Annotated in this window: 20 protein-coding genes; 3 read left to right on the top strand and 17 right to left on the bottom strand. The window is 39.1% G+C overall.

The window, feature by feature from the left end:
* Window positions 1-53 precede the first annotated feature (53 nt).
* The 16 genes from WN948_RS04345 to WN948_RS04270 all read right to left on the bottom strand — a co-directional run bounded on the left by WN948_RS04345 (window position 54) and on the right by WN948_RS04270 (window position 15,231).
* A complete protein-coding gene (locus tag WN948_RS04345; protein ID WP_342305781.1) occupies window positions 54-1,343 on the bottom strand; it encodes a GntP family permease in 1,290 nt (429 codons plus the stop codon).
* Window positions 1,344-1,404: 61 nt separating this feature from the next.
* Window positions 1,405-2,010 (bottom strand): hypothetical protein, encoded by a 606-nt coding sequence (locus tag WN948_RS04340; protein ID WP_342305780.1) that lies wholly within the window; start codon window positions 2,008-2,010, stop codon window positions 1,405-1,407.
* A 10-nt stretch (window positions 2,011-2,020) separates the two neighbouring features.
* Complete coding sequence (locus WN948_RS04335; protein WP_342305779.1) at window positions 2,021-2,647, bottom strand: hypothetical protein; 627 nt, start codon at window positions 2,645-2,647, stop codon at window positions 2,021-2,023.
* A gap of 109 nt (window positions 2,648-2,756) precedes the next feature.
* A complete protein-coding gene (locus tag WN948_RS04330) occupies window positions 2,757-3,287 on the bottom strand; it encodes a hypothetical protein (RefSeq protein ID WP_342305778.1) in 531 nt (176 codons plus the stop codon).
* Window positions 3,288-3,330: 43 nt separating this feature from the next.
* The gene (locus WN948_RS04325; RefSeq protein ID WP_342305777.1) at window positions 3,331-3,957 is read right to left on the bottom strand and encodes a chemotaxis protein CheC; all 627 of its coding nucleotides are present in this window, start codon (window positions 3,955-3,957) and stop codon (window positions 3,331-3,333) included.
* 17 nt (window positions 3,958-3,974) lie between these two features.
* Window positions 3,975-4,988, bottom strand: a complete 1,014-nt coding sequence (locus WN948_RS04320) for a DUF3795 domain-containing protein (protein WP_342305776.1) — start codon at window positions 4,986-4,988, stop codon at window positions 3,975-3,977.
* 54 nt (window positions 4,989-5,042) lie between these two features.
* Window positions 5,043-5,516 carry a chemotaxis protein CheD gene (locus WN948_RS04315; RefSeq protein ID WP_342305775.1) on the bottom strand — a complete coding sequence of 158 codons (474 nt, stop codon included), beginning with the start codon at window positions 5,514-5,516 and terminating at the stop codon, window positions 5,043-5,045.
* 2 nt (window positions 5,517-5,518) lie between these two features.
* The gene (locus WN948_RS04310; protein WP_342305774.1) at window positions 5,519-6,130 is read right to left on the bottom strand and encodes a chemotaxis protein CheC; all 612 of its coding nucleotides are present in this window, start codon (window positions 6,128-6,130) and stop codon (window positions 5,519-5,521) included.
* Window positions 6,131-6,144: 14 nt separating this feature from the next.
* A complete protein-coding gene (locus WN948_RS04305; RefSeq protein WP_342305773.1) occupies window positions 6,145-6,759 on the bottom strand; it encodes a chemotaxis protein CheC in 615 nt (204 codons plus the stop codon).
* Between the two features lie 57 nt (window positions 6,760-6,816).
* Window positions 6,817-7,638 carry a protein-glutamate O-methyltransferase CheR gene (locus WN948_RS04300; protein ID WP_342305772.1) on the bottom strand — a complete coding sequence of 274 codons (822 nt, stop codon included), beginning with the start codon at window positions 7,636-7,638 and terminating at the stop codon, window positions 6,817-6,819.
* Between the two features lie 2 nt (window positions 7,639-7,640).
* On the bottom strand, window positions 7,641-9,761 hold the full coding sequence (locus WN948_RS04295) for a cell division FtsA domain-containing protein (protein WP_342305771.1): 2,121 nt from the start codon (window positions 9,759-9,761) through the stop codon (window positions 7,641-7,643).
* A 1-nt stretch (window position 9,762) separates the two neighbouring features.
* Entirely contained in the window at window positions 9,763-10,380 is a 618-nt protein-coding gene (locus WN948_RS04290) for a chemotaxis protein CheC (protein ID WP_342305770.1), read from the bottom strand.
* A gap of 15 nt (window positions 10,381-10,395) precedes the next feature.
* Window positions 10,396-12,429, bottom strand: coding sequence for a chemotaxis protein CheA (locus tag WN948_RS04285; RefSeq protein ID WP_342305769.1), 2,034 nt, complete (start codon window positions 12,427-12,429; stop codon window positions 10,396-10,398).
* A gap of 57 nt (window positions 12,430-12,486) precedes the next feature.
* Window positions 12,487-13,593 carry a chemotaxis response regulator protein-glutamate methylesterase gene (locus tag WN948_RS04280; protein ID WP_342305767.1) on the bottom strand — a complete coding sequence of 369 codons (1,107 nt, stop codon included), beginning with the start codon at window positions 13,591-13,593 and terminating at the stop codon, window positions 12,487-12,489.
* A gap of 1 nt (window position 13,594) precedes the next feature.
* Window positions 13,595-13,951 carry a response regulator gene (locus WN948_RS04275; protein ID WP_342306537.1) on the bottom strand — a complete coding sequence of 119 codons (357 nt, stop codon included), beginning with the start codon at window positions 13,949-13,951 and terminating at the stop codon, window positions 13,595-13,597.
* A 344-nt stretch (window positions 13,952-14,295) separates the two neighbouring features.
* Entirely contained in the window at window positions 14,296-15,231 is a 936-nt protein-coding gene (locus WN948_RS04270) for a nucleoside recognition domain-containing protein (protein ID WP_342305766.1), read from the bottom strand.
* 148 nt (window positions 15,232-15,379) lie between these two features.
* Here WN948_RS04270 and WN948_RS04265 point away from each other — a divergent pair, with 148 nt between their 5' ends.
* The 3 genes from WN948_RS04265 to pyrG are packed head-to-tail and all read left to right on the top strand — an operon-like array spanning window position 15,380 to window position 17,866.
* A complete protein-coding gene (locus WN948_RS04265) occupies window positions 15,380-15,562 on the top strand; it encodes a methytransferase partner Trm112 (RefSeq protein WP_342305765.1) in 183 nt (60 codons plus the stop codon).
* A 19-nt stretch (window positions 15,563-15,581) separates the two neighbouring features.
* On the top strand, window positions 15,582-16,268 hold the full coding sequence (locus WN948_RS04260) for a hypothetical protein (RefSeq protein WP_342305764.1): 687 nt from the start codon (window positions 15,582-15,584) through the stop codon (window positions 16,266-16,268).
* A gap of 14 nt (window positions 16,269-16,282) precedes the next feature.
* On the top strand, window positions 16,283-17,866 hold the full coding sequence (gene pyrG / locus WN948_RS04255) for a CTP synthase (glutamine hydrolyzing) (protein ID WP_342305763.1): 1,584 nt from the start codon (window positions 16,283-16,285) through the stop codon (window positions 17,864-17,866).
* A 253-nt stretch (window positions 17,867-18,119) separates the two neighbouring features.
* Here the strand turns inward: pyrG and truD are convergent, their stop codons facing one another.
* On the bottom strand, window positions 18,120-19,433 hold the full coding sequence (truD, locus tag WN948_RS04250; RefSeq protein WP_342305762.1) for a tRNA pseudouridine(13) synthase TruD: 1,314 nt from the start codon (window positions 19,431-19,433) through the stop codon (window positions 18,120-18,122).
* Window positions 19,434-19,436 lie beyond the last annotated feature (3 nt).

Here is a 19,436-nt window from a genome sequence, read left to right as displayed (position 1 = left end):
TTCATTTATTCTAAGTTAGCAGTCTGTTTTCTATTTTTTCTTTGCGCTTTCATTCAGTAAAAGAGTAGATATGCTACACCCGTAAGCGTAAGGCTGATGATTCCCATCACAGCACCACCCAGTGTATAACTTTTCAGAACCTCAGCGGTTTCCAGTTCTGCCAGATCTTTATAGATCCAGAAGAACGGGTCATTGAAATGTGAAATAAGAAATGTTCCCGATGCCATTGAAAAGAGCACGATCTCTGTAGGTAATCCAAGAACCGGCATAAGAGGTATCACTATTGAAGGTGCCACCAGCATTGTGACAACCCTTGAACCCTGGACACTCTGTATTGCAACAGCAATGAGGAAAGGAATAAGAAGTGCAGGTATATTCAACCCTGTAAGTAGTCTTCCCATCTCTTCGCCTACTCCTGTAGTTGCGAGAATGGCACCAAGAGCGCCTCCTCCACACATATCCAGAATGACAACGCCACTTCTTTTAACTGCTTTTTCAATCCATTCCCTTACATTATCAGGACTATATTGTCTGTATGCAAACAAAATAGCCATAATCACTCCAATGAGCAGAGCCATATCTGGCTCTCCCAGAACATTGAACAATGTTATATTTGTAAATACATCGGCAAGAATAAGTGCAACAGGAAGTCCTATTGGTGTGTAGGCAGCAAACCTTCCGAAATTGACCAGCTCGCTGGAAACCTGTTCATAAATATCATTCTCTAATGTAGGTTCATCCTCTTTTCCAAAAATGCAGAACTTTGTAGCATAAAAGTAGCCCACCATGGAAACTATAAATGCGAGAACTATGCCCGGTAATAATATATCACTCTTATGAACTCCAAGTTCAAAAGCTGCTGAATAGATAACAGGCGATGGATATACAAGGTTGTATGATGCCAGTGTCCCAAAAACAAGAATTGATGCGGTTAGTACTTTTGGGAAACCTTCTTTTAATCTGATTTCTTTTGCAACAGGGATGAATATAACATAAGCAAGGATGCAGCACATAAGCGGTACAGCAAAGACAAACCCAAGGATGTTGAGACCAAAAAGTGGTTTTCTTGATATTCTGATTACATCAGCGGCGATTATTTTAGCACCGCCTGTCCTGTGTAGTATAAGGCCGATTATACTTCCGGCAGTGATAATAATTGCAAAATTGGAAAAGACTTTTCCCATTCCGCTTGTAATTACACCGATGGTCGTTGATGCTTCACCTGCAAGAATGCCTGTAATAACTGATGTTAAAATAAGACCCAAAAAAGGATGTATTCTCAACCTTGCGGTAAGAAACAGTATAAGTATCAGGGAAAAAAGGAAAACTATTATGGGATGCATCAATAGAAATCGGTTTTAGAGTGGTATAAATCTTCCTACCAACTCCAAACCAACTCTATTTTTATTCTTCAACGTATAACAGATAAAGACAACTGTTCTCTCTCATTTCCATGAATCCCTGAGTTTCGGAAATTCCTGCTTTTTCCAGTAATACTTTTTTCCATGATTCAGGAGGAAGTGCTATCTTTCCGGTATATGCCTTTGCAGCTATCTGTGCATATTGAAGTGGTTTTCCATCGATCTTTATTCTCTTTGCCACTTCCTTGCGGTAGGTCTGGTGCATCATACATGCGCTGTGCGCAGCAGATGGCTGTATGGTGTGATTGTAGTGGTCAGTCGCTTCCATATGCACCGGATTGAAATTACCGATACGTTTTATGTATTCTCTTATAGCCTTGGAGAATGGACAGACATTGGTGACAAAACCATACTTGCTGATCTGTCCAATGCTTTCAAATGATGAAAGAACTGATTCTCCGTTCACAACAGCATTTGTGAAATCGTCCCATGTCTTATATTCTTCTTCCGGTACGGATTTTGCAAGAGATTCAGCCTGTCCTACCATGTAATTGGTAAAGCCTTCTACGCCCTGCTTATCAGAAATATCTTCAAAAAAGAGATATACTGACACGTCAACAAAAGGATTTGAGCCTATATTTTCAGCCATATGATCACCATTAATCAATTATCTCTTCGCCTGCACTCTTGCCTTTTACAATAAGGGCAAAGACACAGGACGCATTACGCAGTATGCTTTTAATGTGTCTTTCATCTACATTGATTCTGGAAAGATTGTCAGTTACCATTTTTACTTCACCGGTCATTCCTTTATTTGCCAGTTGCAGACACTCAAGTGCCTGTTTTGCAACAGTAATGTTGTTTCCTGCAACTTCTCTGAATTTCTGGTGGGTAATACAATAATTTGAAACAGCGGAATCTCTTATACGGTTGTTGTAACTATCTGCAACATCTGTGTCAGAATCCGGAATTGGTCCAATTCTTGAAATGTATCTTCCCATGGTAGGTGCCATAGGGCATGTTTTTAAAGCATAGACATATCCAATGACATCTCCGTCTTTGTCAGTGATGGCAAGATCGGTTTGAACATTGACAGCTCCTTCAACCGTTAATGAGGTTCTTCCGTCTTTCATTGCCACATTAAAAGCGGGCCATCCCACGTATGCTTCTTTTCCCATTCTCTCAGCATAGCTTTCACCTACGCGAAGCCAGTATTCTACAACACCTTCGGTCCCTGCTTTGCTGACCATATCATCAACAAGTGAATATATTGCAATGTCCATCATGATTATAGGTCTCCTTTATCGATTTGCATTTAATCAGTAAATATACTATATTTATATATTAATGTCTGTTATAGTTTTTAATCTTTACCATTGAATTCATTGTATTATATTAAAGTGCTGATATTTTAATCCATTTTAATTCTGGATTTTTGGGATACAATTGTTCAGTAGTTGCATTATCTTCTTCTATTATCTGCATAGCTTCGTTTTCTGACTTAACCGTCATCTCAAAAGGAGTCTCACCTGCAACATCGTATCTGAGAAAAAGCCGTCCGTCTTCTGCCATCAGTAATCTGACATGGTCATGACTTAAAGATTCAAGTCCAATTTCATGCCCTTTTTGGCTTTTTGCTGCCCATACATTAAGCTCAGTCTCTGCTACATATGAAGCTTTAATAAGTCCATTATTAAGTCCGTTTATCTTGTCTTCTTTGACTGGAGTAATATCCATGTCATCTACAATAGAATAAGATAGATCGTTTGAAGTGATGTTTCCGGAAAAGAATAATTTGGTTGCTACAGAATCATCTGTGTTTACACCTGTTCTTACAAGTGAATGCAGCATCTTAGTGAATCTAGTTCCCTTGTCACTATCTTCAGTATTTGATCGTTCCAGATGCTGTGTCCAGATATTTTTCATAAAAGTCAACCGTTAAAAAATCAATTATTATTAAAAACCAAGCTCATCCCAACATATTTCTGATAGAACCTTGCATTTTATCGAGTGATTGTGGGTCCAGTAAAAGGAACATATCACCATAGATGGTTCCTGCTCCAACGTCTTTCTCCGAGGAGTATACCATAAACATTGTTTCAATATTCAATATATTCGCAGGTTCTTTTTCCATTATGGATGTCCCCTTTTCAAGTATATCCATAATAGGCCCTATGCTTATATCGGGTACTGAATGCATTATTTTGAGGTCAAGAAAAGATGATAGTGAATTAAGATATGATCCTGCAATTATATTTCCAGTTTCAAGAAGTGCAGATTCATGTATACTTGGATCATCATCATGCTCGATGCTTTGCAGTAACAAATTGCTAAGATAAACAGCATTTCCAAATTCGAACAATAACATTGCGAGACCATTAATGTCCCCGTAAATAGGGATCATTATACCTGTCATGGTTATTGAGTCCGGTATCATATCAATGATGGCGGATGGTTCGAACAGCCTGGCATCGGATAGATTAAGCTGGACACGTTTCTCTATCATTTTGGAAAGGGAAGTAGTTGCATTTCCCATGCCTATGCTTCCTATTTCCTTGAAAGCATCTATCGTGAAATTATCCAGTTCTTTACCCATTTAAGTCCTTCCTGAAATTATTCTAGTTCAACGTGTACATTTTGGTCCATGAAGAATTTCTCTCCAACGTAGAATCGAATGTATTCTTCGTTTCCACCTTTTATGAGGCGGATTCTTGTACCTTCTTCTTCTGCAAGATTTAAGAACAAACCTTCAAACCTGGCTACAATTTGCTCTTCATGTGCGGCCTTGTTGATCATTCCAATAAGGAGTAGTTCATTTGCTGCAAATCTTTCGACCATTTCTGACATAAATTCGTAGGTCTCTTTTTCTCCTTTTGTGAGAAGCAGCTGACTAATAGGTTCAAAGATCACTGCACATCCTTTTGGGAGCTTGCTCGTAAGTTCAAAGAAGTTGTCAAGTTCATCTGTTGGTAATTTGATAATTCCATCTTCATTACTTAGCTGATCACTTGTAGATGAGATTTCTATGAACTTCATTGCGCCTATATCCATAAGGTCTCCGATCTTTTCCTTATACATGGCTGTACGTGGTTGGGTGGATACAAGAACTGTATTTACCATTTCTCCATAAAGACGTAGGCTAATCTCGATAACAGAATCTTCGTATCTGGTCTTTGGTGTATATTCTACTAATGTGGATCTCTTGAGCAAAGTGGATATTTGATCTACTTCCGGGATATTCTCGATATCTTCTTCCGAGTGTAGTGGTTTTGTGAATACCATTCCTTCTATGAGATAATCTCCAAGCTTTTCCCTTGGCACTGTCCTGAAAGCCTGAAACATCAAAAAACCAGCAGCTGCAAAGATAGCAATGTAAACAGAACTCCAAAATCCTAAGAACAGGAATATCGTTTCAGTAATATCTGTATCCTGTGAACTTATTGCAATAGAAGGGAAGATTGCTGATGTGATAAGGAATATAGATGTGAGTGCAAGAAGCAACCAGGCAATGGATCCTCTTTTTGTTTCTAAGTATACTTTCACCCAGTAATATATAGCCGCAAATCCACATGCCATTGATATGGAAATGAAAATAATGTGTATTATCGTTATATCTGGAGTTAACATCCTGTTGCCACCTATATTTTGTACTCAGCACATATATTAAACTAATTATATATATCAATATGTTTTTATGCCTTTGATTGCACTCTTGACAGTAAGTTCTCCGTTTTCAGTGTCAAGTATTATAGTACGTCCATAATTAAGTCCTGTATCCTGTGCAATAATGGGAATTTTAAGTTCTTTTAGCGTTTCTTTTGTAGCAGTCACATTTCGTTCTCCTATATTGAGCTGAGCGTTGGAATTGAAAGAAAACATACTTGCACCACCTGCGATCTTGGCAATTGTCCTGTGTTTATAGGCTCCCAGGTCAACCATACCGTCAATTAGTGCAGGTATGCCTGTGTCTGCAAATTTAGCAATGTTCTCTTTTGACCTTGCCTGCTCAATACTGGGGAGCATAATGTGTACCATCCCGCCAACGCCAGTGCTTTTATCGTACAGCGAAATGCCTACACATGACCCAAGTCCAAGAGTCGTTATTTTTTCAGGTTTTTTCGCTACTGCGCTATCGGCCATTCCCACTATAATCATGCTTATCTCGTACGCATTTCTTCTATCTTTTCAAGTACAGATTGTAATGAAGCTGAATCAAGTAACATGTACATGTCACCGCTCATACTATGGTATTTATCTTCACCCACAACTTCAAAAAGGGTAGTTAAGCCGAAAATATGGTCGATTTTCCCATTCATATGCAGCTTTGCTTTTTTGAATATCTCATTAGAGTTTCCTTCAGATACTATTGGAATAGAAGGTATGATCGAAAGATTGAGGAACTTCGAAAGAGCATTGTAGTAACTTCCTGCAAGTATATTGGTAACTTCAATAAAAGCTGAAGTTTTCATATAATTATCCTCCTCGGAATTTTCTTTGAGAAGCATTTCAGATAATGCCTCAGAATGTTGTTTTCTGATTATGAGTATGAACCCTCCGTTCATATCACCCATTACCCTCACAATAGCTCCAATCCTGTCTTTGTTTGTGTCATTATTTATGTCTTGTACACTGAGCAATGTAAGGGCTGAACTGCTTACATTTATTGATTTATCGACAAGCTGTGAAAGAGCGGTGGTTGCATTTCCCATTCCTATATTTCCCACCTCGTTCAGTGCATCATAATAAAATTTATCAAGTACAATATTCATTTTTCTCACTCCTGTCAAATCATTTTATCGATCCGTTCAAGTATAATGTCCATCGAATCAGGATCGAACAAGGTCAGGAATATACCATTCATTCTGTTACCTTCGATCATGAACAATGTATCAAAAAGTAGTGCATGCTCTGCCTTTTCGCTCATTTCTATGAGTATATGGTCTATTATTGCACCCAGCATGTCAAAAGTCTGCATAGGAGGTGACAACTTTATATTCAGTCCAAGAAAATTTGAAAGGGAGCTGACATAGGAACCTGCAAGGATATTGCCAACCTCTTCTATCAGGGACTGGTTAAGAGGGCTCATAATATCGACATCTACCTCAGTGGTAATTGTCTTGCATATTGTTTCAGTGGCTTCTTGGGGAAGCATCATCATTATGTATCCTTCTACATCCCCTGCTACATGCATAATTACTCCTGATACAATAGTATCAGCTCCGCCTGCAACATTCGGTACTTTCTCTATCAATTCTACTTTGAGTCCCGGTACTTCTATCTTAATCTCTTTTGAGATCATTTTTGAAAGAGAAGTGACAGCATTACCAACGCCTATATTGACTACTTCTCTTAATGCACTGATCTGTAACTCAGTCAGATTTGATATTTTATCTTTCATGCGTTCTCTCCTGAATCATATTTTAGATGTGTTGTCACTTCTAACAAAGCATCGATGTCATTTCTGGTATATTCGCTCCTTTGAATTGAAAGCTTTGAACTGGTCTTTAGAAGGTCCTATCAAGGTCTCAGTTTTACCCATGACAAAAAATCCATCTTTACCCAATGCACTATAGAAATCCATGTAGAGTTGTTCCTGAAGTTCTTTCTGGAAATAGATGGTGACATTCCTACAGAACACGGCATCAAAACCATTCATTTTAGGGCCTGAAATAAGGTCTTGCTTTTTAAATTGTGCAATTTTTTTAAGTTCATCAGAAATTATGTAGTTGTTCTCTTCTCTGGTGAAGTATTTGTTCAGGAAAGCAGGTCTTACATCTTTCATTTCAATATCAGAGTAAACACCTTTCTGGGCTTTTAACAGACTTTCTTTATCAATATCAGTGCCTGTTATTTTGATATTATAATTTTTGAAATCATCACCCAGTATGTGGTGCAGCAGCATTGCGATCGAGTATGCTTCAACGCCAATAGAGCAGCCTGCACTCCATATGCGTATGGACCGGAGTCCATTGTTCTTTGCTTTGATTATAGCAGGTAACACTTCTTTTTCGACGATATCATAGACTTCTGCATTCCTGAAGAAATTAGTAACATTTACAGTCAGTGTTTCCATAAGTTCAGGATACTCAGTGTTGCTGCTTTGAAGCAGTTTCACGTAGTCTTTGTATGTTTTGGAATTGGTTGCACGCAATCTGACATCTAGCCTTCGTTTAAAGTGTGTGTCCTTATATTGTTCACAATTAAATCCAAGTTTCCTCTGTATCAGTGTTTTTAGGATTACGTAGTCATCGTCATTTTTTTGAATGGGTTTAAGCATTTTTATCCCTCTACAAATTCTATAGTCACATTGTTTCCATCTTTCAGTGGGGTAGTGAACCTGGCAGGAATATTGTTTACAAGGAGCCTCATGCTCTTGCCTACAAGTTCCTCCTTCCGAATATCCATAAATTCAAATAGGTCTGAAAGAATAGGGTCCGCCTCTTCTCCTTTTTTAAACTTAACAGTGTCTCCATCATTAATTTTATCGGAAAGACTCGCTTTTTTCCCATTCAGGATAATTTGCGCCTGTGATCCCTTGAATGTTATTTCTTCACCATTGAGGTTCACACTGATGTTTTTGCCTTTTTCTGGCTTTTCCAGAATATTTTCCAGCTTGTTATCAAGCACAGTTCTTTCTATGCTTATAGTGTCACCATCTGCAAGGGTATGGGTGGATAATTTGGATAAATCGACAATAATATCGTTTAGTTTGACAACATATTTTGTATTTTCAAAATACATTATCCGATTATTTACAGTAACACTGATCATCTCAGCATCTTTTGTATTGTATTCCTGTTCCAGGAAATCCTGAAGACTGGCAGGCCTGACGCTTATCTGTGATCTGTCTGGTATATCATCATCAAGAGATACCATTTTTTTATTTATGCTGGCCAAAGGCTTCTGTTCTATATTTTTACCATTGACATTTATTTTCACGCTGGAAGGAATTTCCAATTTGTCTACTAGGTCCTTTACCTTTATTTGTGCATGTTTTCCATCCACGGGAGCTGTGAATTCAATAACTGAACCTTTGTGAACGGGATCTCCAAGAGTCGCTTTTTTTCCATCGAGCAATATTCCTGCATGTTTTCCCATTTCTCCTTCAATAGCAAGGAATTCAGAGTTAACATTTAAACTAAGGGCCATTCCCGGGCGTGGATAAAGTTTTTTTACCTTTGCTCCGACAAGTGCATCCATTATGGAAAGACCGTTAACGTCCATCAGGTGTATGTTTGAACCGTTAACTGAAACATCTATAAACTCAATGCTCTGGTCCAGAATTCCCATCATGGCAATGCCAAGGGGTGTTATCATCTCAGCACCATTTATTTTCCCAGTTCCGTCTGCAAAGCCCTCTATCTGTTTAGGGAGACGGGAGCCAATTCTTTGTATTGGAAGTTCAAGATGCTTTGACAGGTGTTCTTTAAGCCCTGCAGTTTGTGACCCTCCACCAACAAGGACAACAGCTCTTGGTGTTTTTTTATTAAGTGATTTGATCTCTTCTGCAATATGTAGGGCCAGGTTGGCCACTTCATTTTCTATGTCCAAAATAATCTGATTTACGGGAACGTCTGATTTGACACCGAAAATATCTTCCAGTTCTATAGTCTCTTGGCTTGTAAGGGATTGTTTTATCGTTTCACCTTTTTTGAAGTCAACTAGATAATAGTCACAAATAAAATCAGTAATTTCATCTCCTGCTTCCGGTACCATTCCATATCCAATGACAGTCCCATTGTCAGTAATAGCTATATCAGACGTACCTGCTCCGATGTCTACAAGTGCAATGTTGAGCTTGCGCATATCGATAGGCAAGGCAACACTCAATGCAGCTATTGGTTCAAGTGTAACACTGTATGATTCAAGTGAACAGCTTTTAAGAACTGCAAACATACTGTTTATCACAGCTTCCGGAAGGAAAGTTGCAAGTACTTCAACTGAAATATGACTTCCTTTCTGGCCTGCCATATTGGATATTCTCTGCTTGTCCAGTTCATAGCTCACAACTGAATATCCAACACAATTAAACCCTTCATCTATTCCAAGTTCCTTACTTGCTCTAGTAACAGCTTCAAATTCCAGCTCGGAAATATCCCTGCTTGTGATCTCTCTGTAGGGTATTTCTACCGAAACCAGTGCTTTTGATGTTTTCAGGGCTCTTCCGGCAACTGCAACTGAAACTTTTGACAATTCGTGCCCGATTTGACTCTCTAGATCTTTTTTGACTGCATCTACAACTTGTGCGACTTTTTCAATATCATGTATCTGTCCATCCTGCATACTTCGTTCATTATGTTCGTGTATGCATGCAGCTTTGATATTGAGGTGTTTATCACCTGCAATAAGCCCGACAACAGTCCTTGTGCCGATATCCAGAGCAAAATGGGCACTATTCATCTTATCCCATCATCTTTTTCATGATAGCTGCCATTATTATGTCCGTAGCTCCAGGCTCGAAAAGCATGTTAAATTCATTCTTTGAATTTGTGGAAGGTAACCGACATTCACCTTTAACAACCACGAACTGGTCAGCAAGGTTTCCAATCTCAGCTGATATGAAATCGCCGACTCCTTCCATGTTAACTTCAATACTTGGATCTCCTATCTTGAGATTGATACCAAGGAACTCATTAACAACACGCATGTAGGAACTACAGAGGTTCACTCCCATTTCACGAAGTTTTCTTATTTGCTGTTCCTCTATTTTTGTGGTTGTGCCTATGGACTTTTTCATAAGCAGGTCGGAAAATGATAATGCAGAGAATTTAGGGAACAGTATAAGGGTTCCACCGTCAACATCACCAGACATGTGCAGGTGTATTCCAACGACACTTTTGTTTTTTCCCTCTTCATTGCTCCGTGCAATGATCTCATCCAGAGTGAGCATCTCAACAACAGGGATATCGATTTTTACATCCCTGTTTACCATCTTTGAAAGTGAAGTTGCCAGATGGCCCATTCCAATATTTCCTGCTTCTTGAAATGCTCCTTTTGCCATTTCATCCAATTCTGTCATGTTATTCCCTCATATTTAGATTAATGTAGCAATATCCAGGATAAGTGCGACACTTCCATCTCCAAGAATAGTTGCACCTGCAAATCCTTTCATATTTTTCAAAATTTTGTTATCAAGTGTTTTAATTATTACTTCCTGCTGACCAAGAAGCCCGTCAACTACAAGTCCGATGTTGTTCCCCATCTTTTCAACAACAACAACGATGAGATTCTGTTTCTCTTCCTGTTCTGTAGTACAGTCGAGTACATCATGTAGTCTCAACAATGGGAGTACTTCGCCTCTTAGAAGAACAACTTCTTTTCCTTCTATTGTCTTTATATCACTGGCCTTTATTCCCACATCACGGATAACGTTTCCAAGTGGTATAGCGTATGTTTCATCGGCTACTGTTACCATAAGTGACTGAATAATAGCTACTGTAAGTGGTAACTGGAGTTTCATGATGCTGCCTTGTCCAGGTACGGAACTAATCTTTACGCTTCCGCCAAGGGCTTCTATCTTTGTTTTGACAGCATCCATACCGACTCCTCTTCCTGAGATATCGGTGACGGTTTTGGCTCCGCTAAAACCAGGCATGAAAATGATATTCAAAGCGTCTGTGTCAGAAAGTTTGTCGACCTCTTCTCGTGTCATTACTCCTTTCTTGACAGCGATATCTCTTAGAGTGGCGGGATCCATTCCTTTTCCATCATCTTCCACTTCTATCAGGACACTATTTCTCTGACGTGAAGCTGCCAGCCTGACAAGACCCGCAACAGGTTTCCCTAGTTTTGTGCGCTCTTCTTCGGCTTCTATTCCGTGGTCAACTGCATTACGTAAGAGGTGTACAAGTGGATCACCGATCTCATCTAGAACAGTCCTGTCAAGTTCGATCTCTTTTCCTTCGACGATGAGATTAATTTGTTTACCTTCAGACTTTGCCAGGTCCCTTATCATTCTTGGGAATCTGCTGAATATCTGGTCAATAGGAACCATTCTTGATTCCATAACTTCTGTCTGTATCTCGTTTGTGAGGCGGTCAAGGTTTGCAAGTGACTCATCCAGGTCCTTTGCATTGAGATCAGAAGCAAGCTGGTTTAATCTGATTTTATTTATGATAAGTTCTCCAACCAGATTCATCAGGTTATCTAGTCGTTCAATATTTACCCTAACACTTTGTATGCTTTTGACCGCATCTGATCTTTTGACACCGGAGCTGCTTTGCTGGACATCTTCCTTATTCTCTTTTATCTCCTGGTCGTTTTGGTCATCAGATGCGCTTTGGGAGATTGTAGTAGGAATTACAGTTTTAACTTCTGATATTTTGGAGATATTGCCGATAATCTCTTCATCTGTTGTTTTTGTGGCAAATATTACTGTGAACTCAAAATCAAATTTTTCATCTTCGAGTTCTTCCTCACTTGGTTGGCACTTAATAATTTCTCCCATCTTTGTGACATTGATAAGTACAAGTGTAGACCTTGCTGATTTAAGCACACATGATTCATCAAGGGTCACGTTTAAGGATACAACTCTGTTACCATCTAATGTAGAACATTCTATTGACTGTTTTTCATTTTCAGACAATCCAAGGTCATTTTCAGACACAGTTTCAGTAGCAGCTTGCAGTTCATTACTGATCTCATTTTCAATAACGCTGGTACTTGTAGCTATTGAACCTGTGATCTCATCCATAGGCAGTGTAGTTTCCATGGTTTTTACAAGTGCAGCTTGCAGGGATGTGATATCTACTTCTCCTCCATTATCTACGGTCTCTACAAGTGCTTCGAGAGTATCCAGGCACTCAAAGAGAATATCTATGAGTCCGTTACTAACTGCTACTTGTGATTTTCTCACCATGTCCATTAAATTTTCCATTTCATGTGTCAGCTCTGCAATGGTGTTGAATCCCATTGTTGCTGACATCCCTTTCAATGTATGGGCTGAACGGAACATTGTATTGATATATTCCAGATCAGTAGGATTTTTTTCAAGCCCAAGTAATGAATCATTAAGTTGTTGTAGATGCTCTTCTGACTCTGTTTTAAAGATTTCTTTATATTCTGACATATCCATGGTCACACCAACCCTAAGATCATAATGATCTTATCTTTTTGCAAAAACATTTCAATCACCAGATGAATTTAACATCCGTAATATTTCACTCGACACTTTGTCCAAAGGAACGATGCTATCAGCAAGGCCTCGTTGGACTACTGCTTTTGGCATGCCATAAACAACACAGGATTTTTCATCCTCTGCAATCGCCTTTCCTCCGGCATTTTTTATAGCTTCAATTCCATCAGCCCCATCGGCTCCCATCCCGGTTAAAACAGCAGTAATGATGTTTGCTCCATAGATTGGGACTAATGAGTTGAAAAGTATGTTTGCGCAGGGTCTGACTCCCTGTTCACGAGGTTTCTGGTTGAGTGAAACGACTTCATGATAAAAGCCACCTTTTTCTTTCGAGACAATCTCCATATGGTAGTTTCCTGGTGCAAGGTATGCATGCCCTGCATGGAGTACATCCCCATCTTTTGCCTCAGTAACTGTCAATTGGGATTGGCCATCAAGTCGTTGTGCAAGTGATGCTGTAAATCCTGCAGGCATATGCTGGACTATTACAACAGGGACTTTCAGGTCACCCGGTAATTTGGGTATAACCTGTTCAAGTGCACGCGGTCCGCCTGTTGACGACGCAATTGCAATGATCTTACCTTTGGCATGGTGTTTGCTCTTCTGAATAACCTGCTTCTTTTGTGTAGTGCGCAAAGTTTTTCCTTCATTTTCACGTGCCTTTTTCACGTGTTCTTCCATGAACCCGAGTTTTTTCAGGTCCACTTTAGATGCCATTTTTACTTTTTTGCGGATTTCTATAGCAATATCCGCAATATTTAAACTAATATTTCCCGATGGTTTTTGTATGAAATCAACTGCTCCATATTCAAATGCATTCAGTGTACTCTCTGCTGACCTGGAGTCGATCGCTGTCAACATGACAACTGGTGTAGGACATTCGCTCATAATATATCCCAGAGCGTGTAATCCATCCAGTTTCGGCATCTCAACATCCAGGGTAACTACGTCCGGCCTGAATTTTTCAACCTTCTCTACAGCTTCAAGGCCATTTCTGGCAGTAGCTATTACGTTAATTTCAGGGTCTTCTTTTAGGATATCAGAGACAACCTTGCGCATGAGTGCGGAGTCGTCGACTACAAGTGCATTGATAGTCATATTAGATTACTTTTCCAATTACTTCCAGGACTTTTGCTGCATCAAATGGTTTAACTATAAAGTCAAGAGCGCCGGTCTTGAGTGCATCAGTTACAACAGATTGCTGTCCAATAGATGAACACATGACCACTTTTGCAGCTGGATCCATTTCCATTATCTTTTTCAGAGCATCGATTCCTTCCATGTTTGGCATGACTATATCCATAAAAACCAGTTCTGGTTTTAATTGTGGGTATTTTTGTACGGCATCAAGTCCATCGACGCATTCGCCTACCACTTCATGACCATTTTTTGTTAGTATATCCTTGATGACCATACGCATAAATGCAGCATCATCTACAATCATTACTTTTACCATTTTCTTCATATCTCCCATATTTGGTATTGTATTTCATGTGCAAAATTTGCACTACACATTAGTATAACGCGGATTGTATCTCCACGTTATTATATAGAGGATAATATAATATATTAAATTATTGTTTATTCTGATATGTGTCAAAATTTCAAGAATATATTATTTTACTCTCTGTGTAATATACAAAACTTAGGGCTGTATAATTAATATTATACATTTCCAGTTATATGTCCATTGTACATATATATGCATTTTATATATAATTGCCTGGGATAATATTTTTTAACAATGGTCAATAAAAAAAAGCGAATTATATTAACCAAGCATCAGGAAAATCTATTTTTTTATGCTATTGATAGGAGTATTAGCAGGATACAAAATCGGACTAATATACTGATTCCCGTAGAGAAAGCTACAATTCTGATTCCTATGCGTGGGCCAAATATAGACACATAGCGTGGTAAAAGGGACCTGATACTGAATACAGGGAGCATGAACATACTTCCCAACATAAGTACTATCATTGCCTGGATATATGATATTCCGTTATTACTTATCATAGGACCTAATAGTGATATTCCAAGAATGGGGCTTGCAACGTAGCTTGTGAGCGGTACAATACTTTCAGACGGGATGCCGAAAAGATCAGCAAGCGGCAATACATTGAATAATTCAAAAGCTCCTCTTTCCCTGAGTATGAAAACAAGTGTGGTCATCGATAGATAAATGACCGCTATCTTGGTGAACAGTTTACGATTGCGCTTCAGAGATTTTTTAATCGCATCTTTCAGGGTGACTTTCTTTGATGAAATGTTTTCTTCATACTGGCACCTGTTCTTTTTGAGGAATATCCTACTAAGTATTATAACTGCACTGACCTTTATAATTGCAGTTAATATGAATACCATTACATAGAAACCTCCGACTACCGGTCCAAGTGCCGGGAGGACTATGGGGATTTGGTAGGTTATAATTTCCCTTACATATGCAGGTGTGCTGTTGAGCAATGCACAGAGCATAGTTTCTCTCTCATTGATACATCCACCTTCTTTAAAATTCACAACCATACTATTTGCAGCAACAGTAGAGCCCAGTGCCACCATAAAAGATGATGCGCATGTGTCGGGAAGGTTTGTATACTTGAAAAGAGGTTTCACAATTCCTGAAAATTTCTGCATGAACCCAAGTTCTATAAGGATACCTGTCCCAAAAAGTCCTACGAATATCATTATCAAAATGGGAATTGCAAAGTCTAGTACCTTAAGGAAAATGGAAAACATGGATTATTGTACGGATAAGGAAGTAAATTAATCTATCTCTTATCTTAAAAACCCATAGATGGAATTATCATTATTGGCAATGTAGTTTTGAGTTATATGATAGAAAAACCTTATATTGATTGTAACGTATTCAAAGGTGGTGATCGAGTTGAAAAAGAACCTTATGGATATTCTTGCGTGTCCTGTATGTAAAGGAGATCTTGTCCTTAACATCGAAAAGGAAGATACCAACGAGGTTATATCGGGCACTCTGTACTGTTCTGCATGCAATGAATACTATCCTATAGAGGGGGGTATACCAAATATGCTTCCTCCTGATCTAAGAGAATAAAACTGGTGAGGAAATTCAATTGCAACAGGTTCATATCAACAGGCTTGGTGTAAATTCACTGGAATTCGAAACGGATACTGTTGAATTACCTTTATCCCCCGGTGAAGAACGCAGTTTTGAAATCGTTTTGATCAACTATGGTTCACCAACACATGTCAATTTATCAGTAAGTGATTCTATAAGGGAGAACATCACTGTTCTTGAAGACAATCCTTATGTTAAGCATGAGGAATACATACCTTTTATTGCAAGGATCCCATATGATGGCAGACTCTATAGCAAAGGGCAACTCTATATTACTGTGGGCTATGGTTCCAAAAGACAGGGATTTGATCTGAACCTGGGTCATCTAAGCCCAAATGATAAAAGTTTCTCTGTTGATGTTGACGAATCCTTATATAATTCTAAAATATCCAAACCCTCAAAATCTCCTTCTTCCGGACTATATAATGGGGAGCATTGGAGTGCTCAACTTCCTTCCATATCATTTGAAATGATAAGATCAGCTTTAGGTCTGGCTGCTCCGCATTCAGTTAATATTTTCAGGGTAGTTGTATTGCTGTTATTGGTTTCTGTTCTTGCTTTTATAGTTCTGTCCATTGACTTTAGCCAGTTCTTTGGTTTTTATCAATCTGTATTCTATGCAATTCTGCTTACATTTTTTATGGCTTATCTATTACTAAGACTTCCTAAATCTAAAAGATAATCAAGGTGAATAATATGAAATATATCATAGTGACCGGCGGAGTAATGAGTGGGCTTGGAAAAGGAATTACCACTGCTTCTATTGGGCGTAACCTAAAGAACAAGGGGCATAAAGTTACGGCCATCAAGATCGATCCTTACATCAATATTGATGCAGGTACTATGAGTCCTTTCCAGCATGGTGAGGTTTATGTTCTTAAAGACGGGGGTGAAGTAGACCTTGACCTTGGAAATTATGAACGTTTCCTTGATACGGAACTTACAAGGGAGCACAATCTGACCACCGGAAAGATATACGAATCTGTGATCTCCAAGGAACGCAGAGGGGAGTATCTGGGAAAGACCGTACAGATAATTCCTCACATAACTAATGAGATCAAGGACAGGATTCGCAGAGTTGCTGCAAAGAGTGGCGCTGATATTTGTATGATAGAGGTCGGTGGTACTGTTGGTGACATTGAAAGTATGCCTTTCCTGGAAGCTGTAAGACAGATGCACAGGGAGGAGCCAAAGGAGAATCTGGCATTTGTGCACGTGACCCTTGTTCCCATGGACGCGCAAGGTGACCAGAAAACAAAGCCTACACAGCATTCTGTGAAAGAGTTAAGGCAGTTAGGTCTCAAACCTAACATCATAGTTACCAGATGTAAAGAACCCTTGCTTGAAGGCACAATTTCAAAAATATCACATTTCTGTGATGTATCCGAGGAAGCGGTCATAAGTGCTCATGATGCAAAGGATATCTATGAAGTACCTCTTATGATGGAGGAAGAAGGACTCACTGATTTTTTGGTAAAACATCTGGATCTGAGTTCCTCAGGATCAGATGATGCCTGGGCTAAGATGGTTGACAGAATGCACAATCTTAATGGTAATGTCAGGATTGGGATTGTGGGAAAATACACACACCTTGAAGATTCATACCTGAGTATAAGTGCTTCCATTAAACATGCTGCCATCGAGTGCGGTGTTAATTACGAAGTATGCTGGATAAATGCAGAATCCTTTGAAGAAGAGCCTGATACAATATCATGTCTCTCAGAATATGATGGTATACTTGTTCCCGGTGGTTTTGGGGAAAGAGGTACTGAAGGTAAGATAAAAGCCATACAGTACGCAAGAGAAAATGATATCCCCTATCTTGGTCTTTGTCTTGGAATGCAGTTGGCTGTCATAGAGTTTGCCAGAAATGTGGCAGGTCTTGAGAATGCTAACAGCACAGAATTTGACGAAAACACACCATATCCTGTAATTGATATACTTCCTGAACAGGAAAATGTAGTTGATATGGGTGCAACTATGAGACTTGGCGATTACTATGCAGACTTAAAGGCAGGTTCACTTGCTGAGAGTATTTACGGTCAGTCCCAGATAGTAGAGCGTCACAGACATAGGTATGAAGTGAATCCTAATTATGTTGAGAAGATAGAAAACCACGGAATGGTCTTTTCCGGTAAGAACAGAAACAGGATGGAAATCGCTGAGATTCCCGGTAAGAAGTTCTTCTTTGGATCACAATTTCATCCGGAATTTAAATCCCGTCCTGGAAGACCATCACCACCTTTCAAAGCTTTCATTCAGGCAATGGTAGGGAAATAAGATTAGAATTTAATTTAAAAATAAGGTAACTATTCAGCCTGATAAAAACGCTATCAATAACAATCTTGACAAAAAGTTGAAACGTAAATTTCATTAGGATCATTTATTTTGATTGTTGCTATTGATTGCTTTTTTGATTGTTAGATTGTTAGTGAGCAGACATCTCTATTTCGATGAAATCAGTACCAATAGGCAAATCGTGCCAGGCTGAATAGTTACAAAATAAGAAAGATAAAGCCCACTTAAAGTGGGCTTAGCTCATTTTCAATGGTTCTACTTTCATATATTCCCTGAGGACAGTTGTTGCATAGCTTCCCTTTGGCAAAGAAAAAGTGAGTGTTGCCTTGCTTTTCCCCGGATTTAGTTCGTCTTCTCCGGTTTCAAATACAGGTTCGCAGTAGAGTAACATTTCCCTGCGCAGTCCTTTTGATGCAAGAGCTGACATTTGTTTCATCCTAAATGCTTCCTGTGCCATTCCAGTCTCGTTATATATTTCTCTTTCAATATCACCAGGAACATTGGATGCGAATTCAGTATTGTATCCCACCAGAGGTGCAGTCACAAATGCTCTCCTTCTTCTAAGGAGATTGTTCATGCCGTCTACATTTTCCTCGCTGGACTTCTGCATCTTAGTGACATCAGGCAGACCTTCCTTATTCTTGAAACAGATAATATCTCCCGGGCGTGCTTCATCAAGGGGAAGTCCGAGTTCTATTCTTTTGCAGATGATACGGTTGAATATGTATGACTGGTAAGCATGTATGAACATCCTGCTGATGTTTTCAGAAAGCACACCAAATGAACCTGCAAAATCTCCTGGATTTTCCACAAGGTAGTGCATCATTGCTCTCTCATATCTGAGACGCAGTGGATATGTTTTTAGTCCTTCCACAAAATCCCTTGTTTCACATGCATTATCTCTGGCTTCTTTCACATCATCCTGTTCATCAGGGAATGACTGTGCAATATATATGAGTGAAGCTTTTTCAAAATCACCTTTAAGGAGTTGTTCTCCAACCATGTGGGTAATAGGTCTGATAGCTCCGAACCTCTGAATGCCAAAAAAGTTAGGAACTCCTCCAAAAGCAATAATCTCATCTGTTGTTCTCTTGAGATTTTCTTCCAGTTCATCAGGTTTAAGATCAATATCTCTTATGGTAATGCGGAATTCATTACCGTACAGATCACCAAGTCCAAGAGATCTGTGTGACCTTCCTATGGCCTTTATTTCCACGTCTTTAAGGTAGAAGTTTTCAACATCTTCTTCCGACATATCGTATATGCTGATCTTCTGGGTAGTCGTTGCCCTTTTATCCTTCGTACCGGCAAATCCGATTCTCTTCTGGCTGATGCCAAGTTTGCGTGACATATCCCTGATAAGATGGTGCATATCCCAGTTGGTTTTGGTAACTTCCAGGATAAGGTATTTTCCGCTGTCACCTTCTTCACGGTTTGTAATCTCTCTGACAATAAAATCATCTGTTTCCTGTCTCAGTACGCCTCCAATTCCATTGGTATCTGTACAGTACAGGTCTATTCCCATTTTTTTTTCAACTGCTGGTATCATTTT

The organism is Methanolobus sp. ZRKC5 (genome assembly GCF_038446525.1).
Lineage (GTDB): Archaea > Halobacteriota > Methanosarcinia > Methanosarcinales > Methanosarcinaceae > Methanolobus.
The sequence above is the reverse complement of the archived record's forward strand: the minus strand, read 5'-3'. Positions and strand labels throughout refer to the sequence as shown.

What these genes read in the sequence shown, in the direction of transcription:
- WN948_RS04345 (WP_342305781.1), bottom strand. Translation starts at nt 1,343, where the DNA reads ATGCATCCCATAATAGTTTTCCTTTTTTCCCTGATACTTATACTGTTT.
- WN948_RS04340 (WP_342305780.1), bottom strand. Translation starts at nt 2,010, where the DNA reads ATGGCTGAAAATATAGGCTCAAATCCTTTTGTTGACGTGTCAGTATAT.
- WN948_RS04335 (WP_342305779.1), bottom strand. Translation starts at nt 2,647, where the DNA reads ATGATGGACATTGCAATATATTCACTTGTTGATGATATGGTCAGCAAA.
- WN948_RS04330 (WP_342305778.1), bottom strand. Translation starts at nt 3,287, where the DNA reads ATGAAAAATATCTGGACACAGCATCTGGAACGATCAAATACTGAAGAT.
- WN948_RS04325 (WP_342305777.1), bottom strand. Translation starts at nt 3,957, where the DNA reads ATGGGTAAAGAACTGGATAATTTCACGATAGATGCTTTCAAGGAAATA.
- WN948_RS04320 (WP_342305776.1), bottom strand. Translation starts at nt 4,988, where the DNA reads ATGTTAACTCCAGATATAACGATAATACACATTATTTTCATTTCCATA.
- WN948_RS04315 (WP_342305775.1), bottom strand. Translation starts at nt 5,516, where the DNA reads ATGATTATAGTGGGAATGGCCGATAGCGCAGTAGCGAAAAAACCTGAA.
- WN948_RS04310 (WP_342305774.1), bottom strand. Translation starts at nt 6,130, where the DNA reads ATGAATATTGTACTTGATAAATTTTATTATGATGCACTGAACGAGGTG.
- WN948_RS04305 (WP_342305773.1), bottom strand. Translation starts at nt 6,759, where the DNA reads ATGAAAGATAAAATATCAAATCTGACTGAGTTACAGATCAGTGCATTA.
- WN948_RS04300 (WP_342305772.1), bottom strand. Translation starts at nt 7,638, where the DNA reads ATGCTTAAACCCATTCAAAAAAATGACGATGACTACGTAATCCTAAAA.
- WN948_RS04295 (WP_342305771.1), bottom strand. Translation starts at nt 9,761, where the DNA reads ATGAATAGTGCCCATTTTGCTCTGGATATCGGCACAAGGACTGTTGTC.
- WN948_RS04290 (WP_342305770.1), bottom strand. Translation starts at nt 10,380, where the DNA reads ATGACAGAATTGGATGAAATGGCAAAAGGAGCATTTCAAGAAGCAGGA.
- WN948_RS04285 (WP_342305769.1), bottom strand. Translation starts at nt 12,429, where the DNA reads ATGTCAGAATATAAAGAAATCTTTAAAACAGAGTCAGAAGAGCATCTA.
- WN948_RS04280 (WP_342305767.1), bottom strand. Translation starts at nt 13,593, where the DNA reads ATGACTATCAATGCACTTGTAGTCGACGACTCCGCACTCATGCGCAAG.
- WN948_RS04275 (WP_342306537.1), bottom strand. Translation starts at nt 13,951, where the DNA reads ATGGTAAAAGTAATGATTGTAGATGATGCTGCATTTATGCGTATGGTC.
- WN948_RS04270 (WP_342305766.1), bottom strand. Translation starts at nt 15,231, where the DNA reads ATGTTTTCCATTTTCCTTAAGGTACTAGACTTTGCAATTCCCATTTTG.
- pyrG (WP_342305763.1), top strand. Translation starts at nt 16,283, where the DNA reads ATGAAATATATCATAGTGACCGGCGGAGTAATGAGTGGGCTTGGAAAA.
- truD (WP_342305762.1), bottom strand. Translation starts at nt 19,433, where the DNA reads ATGATACCAGCAGTTGAAAAAAAAATGGGAATAGACCTGTACTGTACA.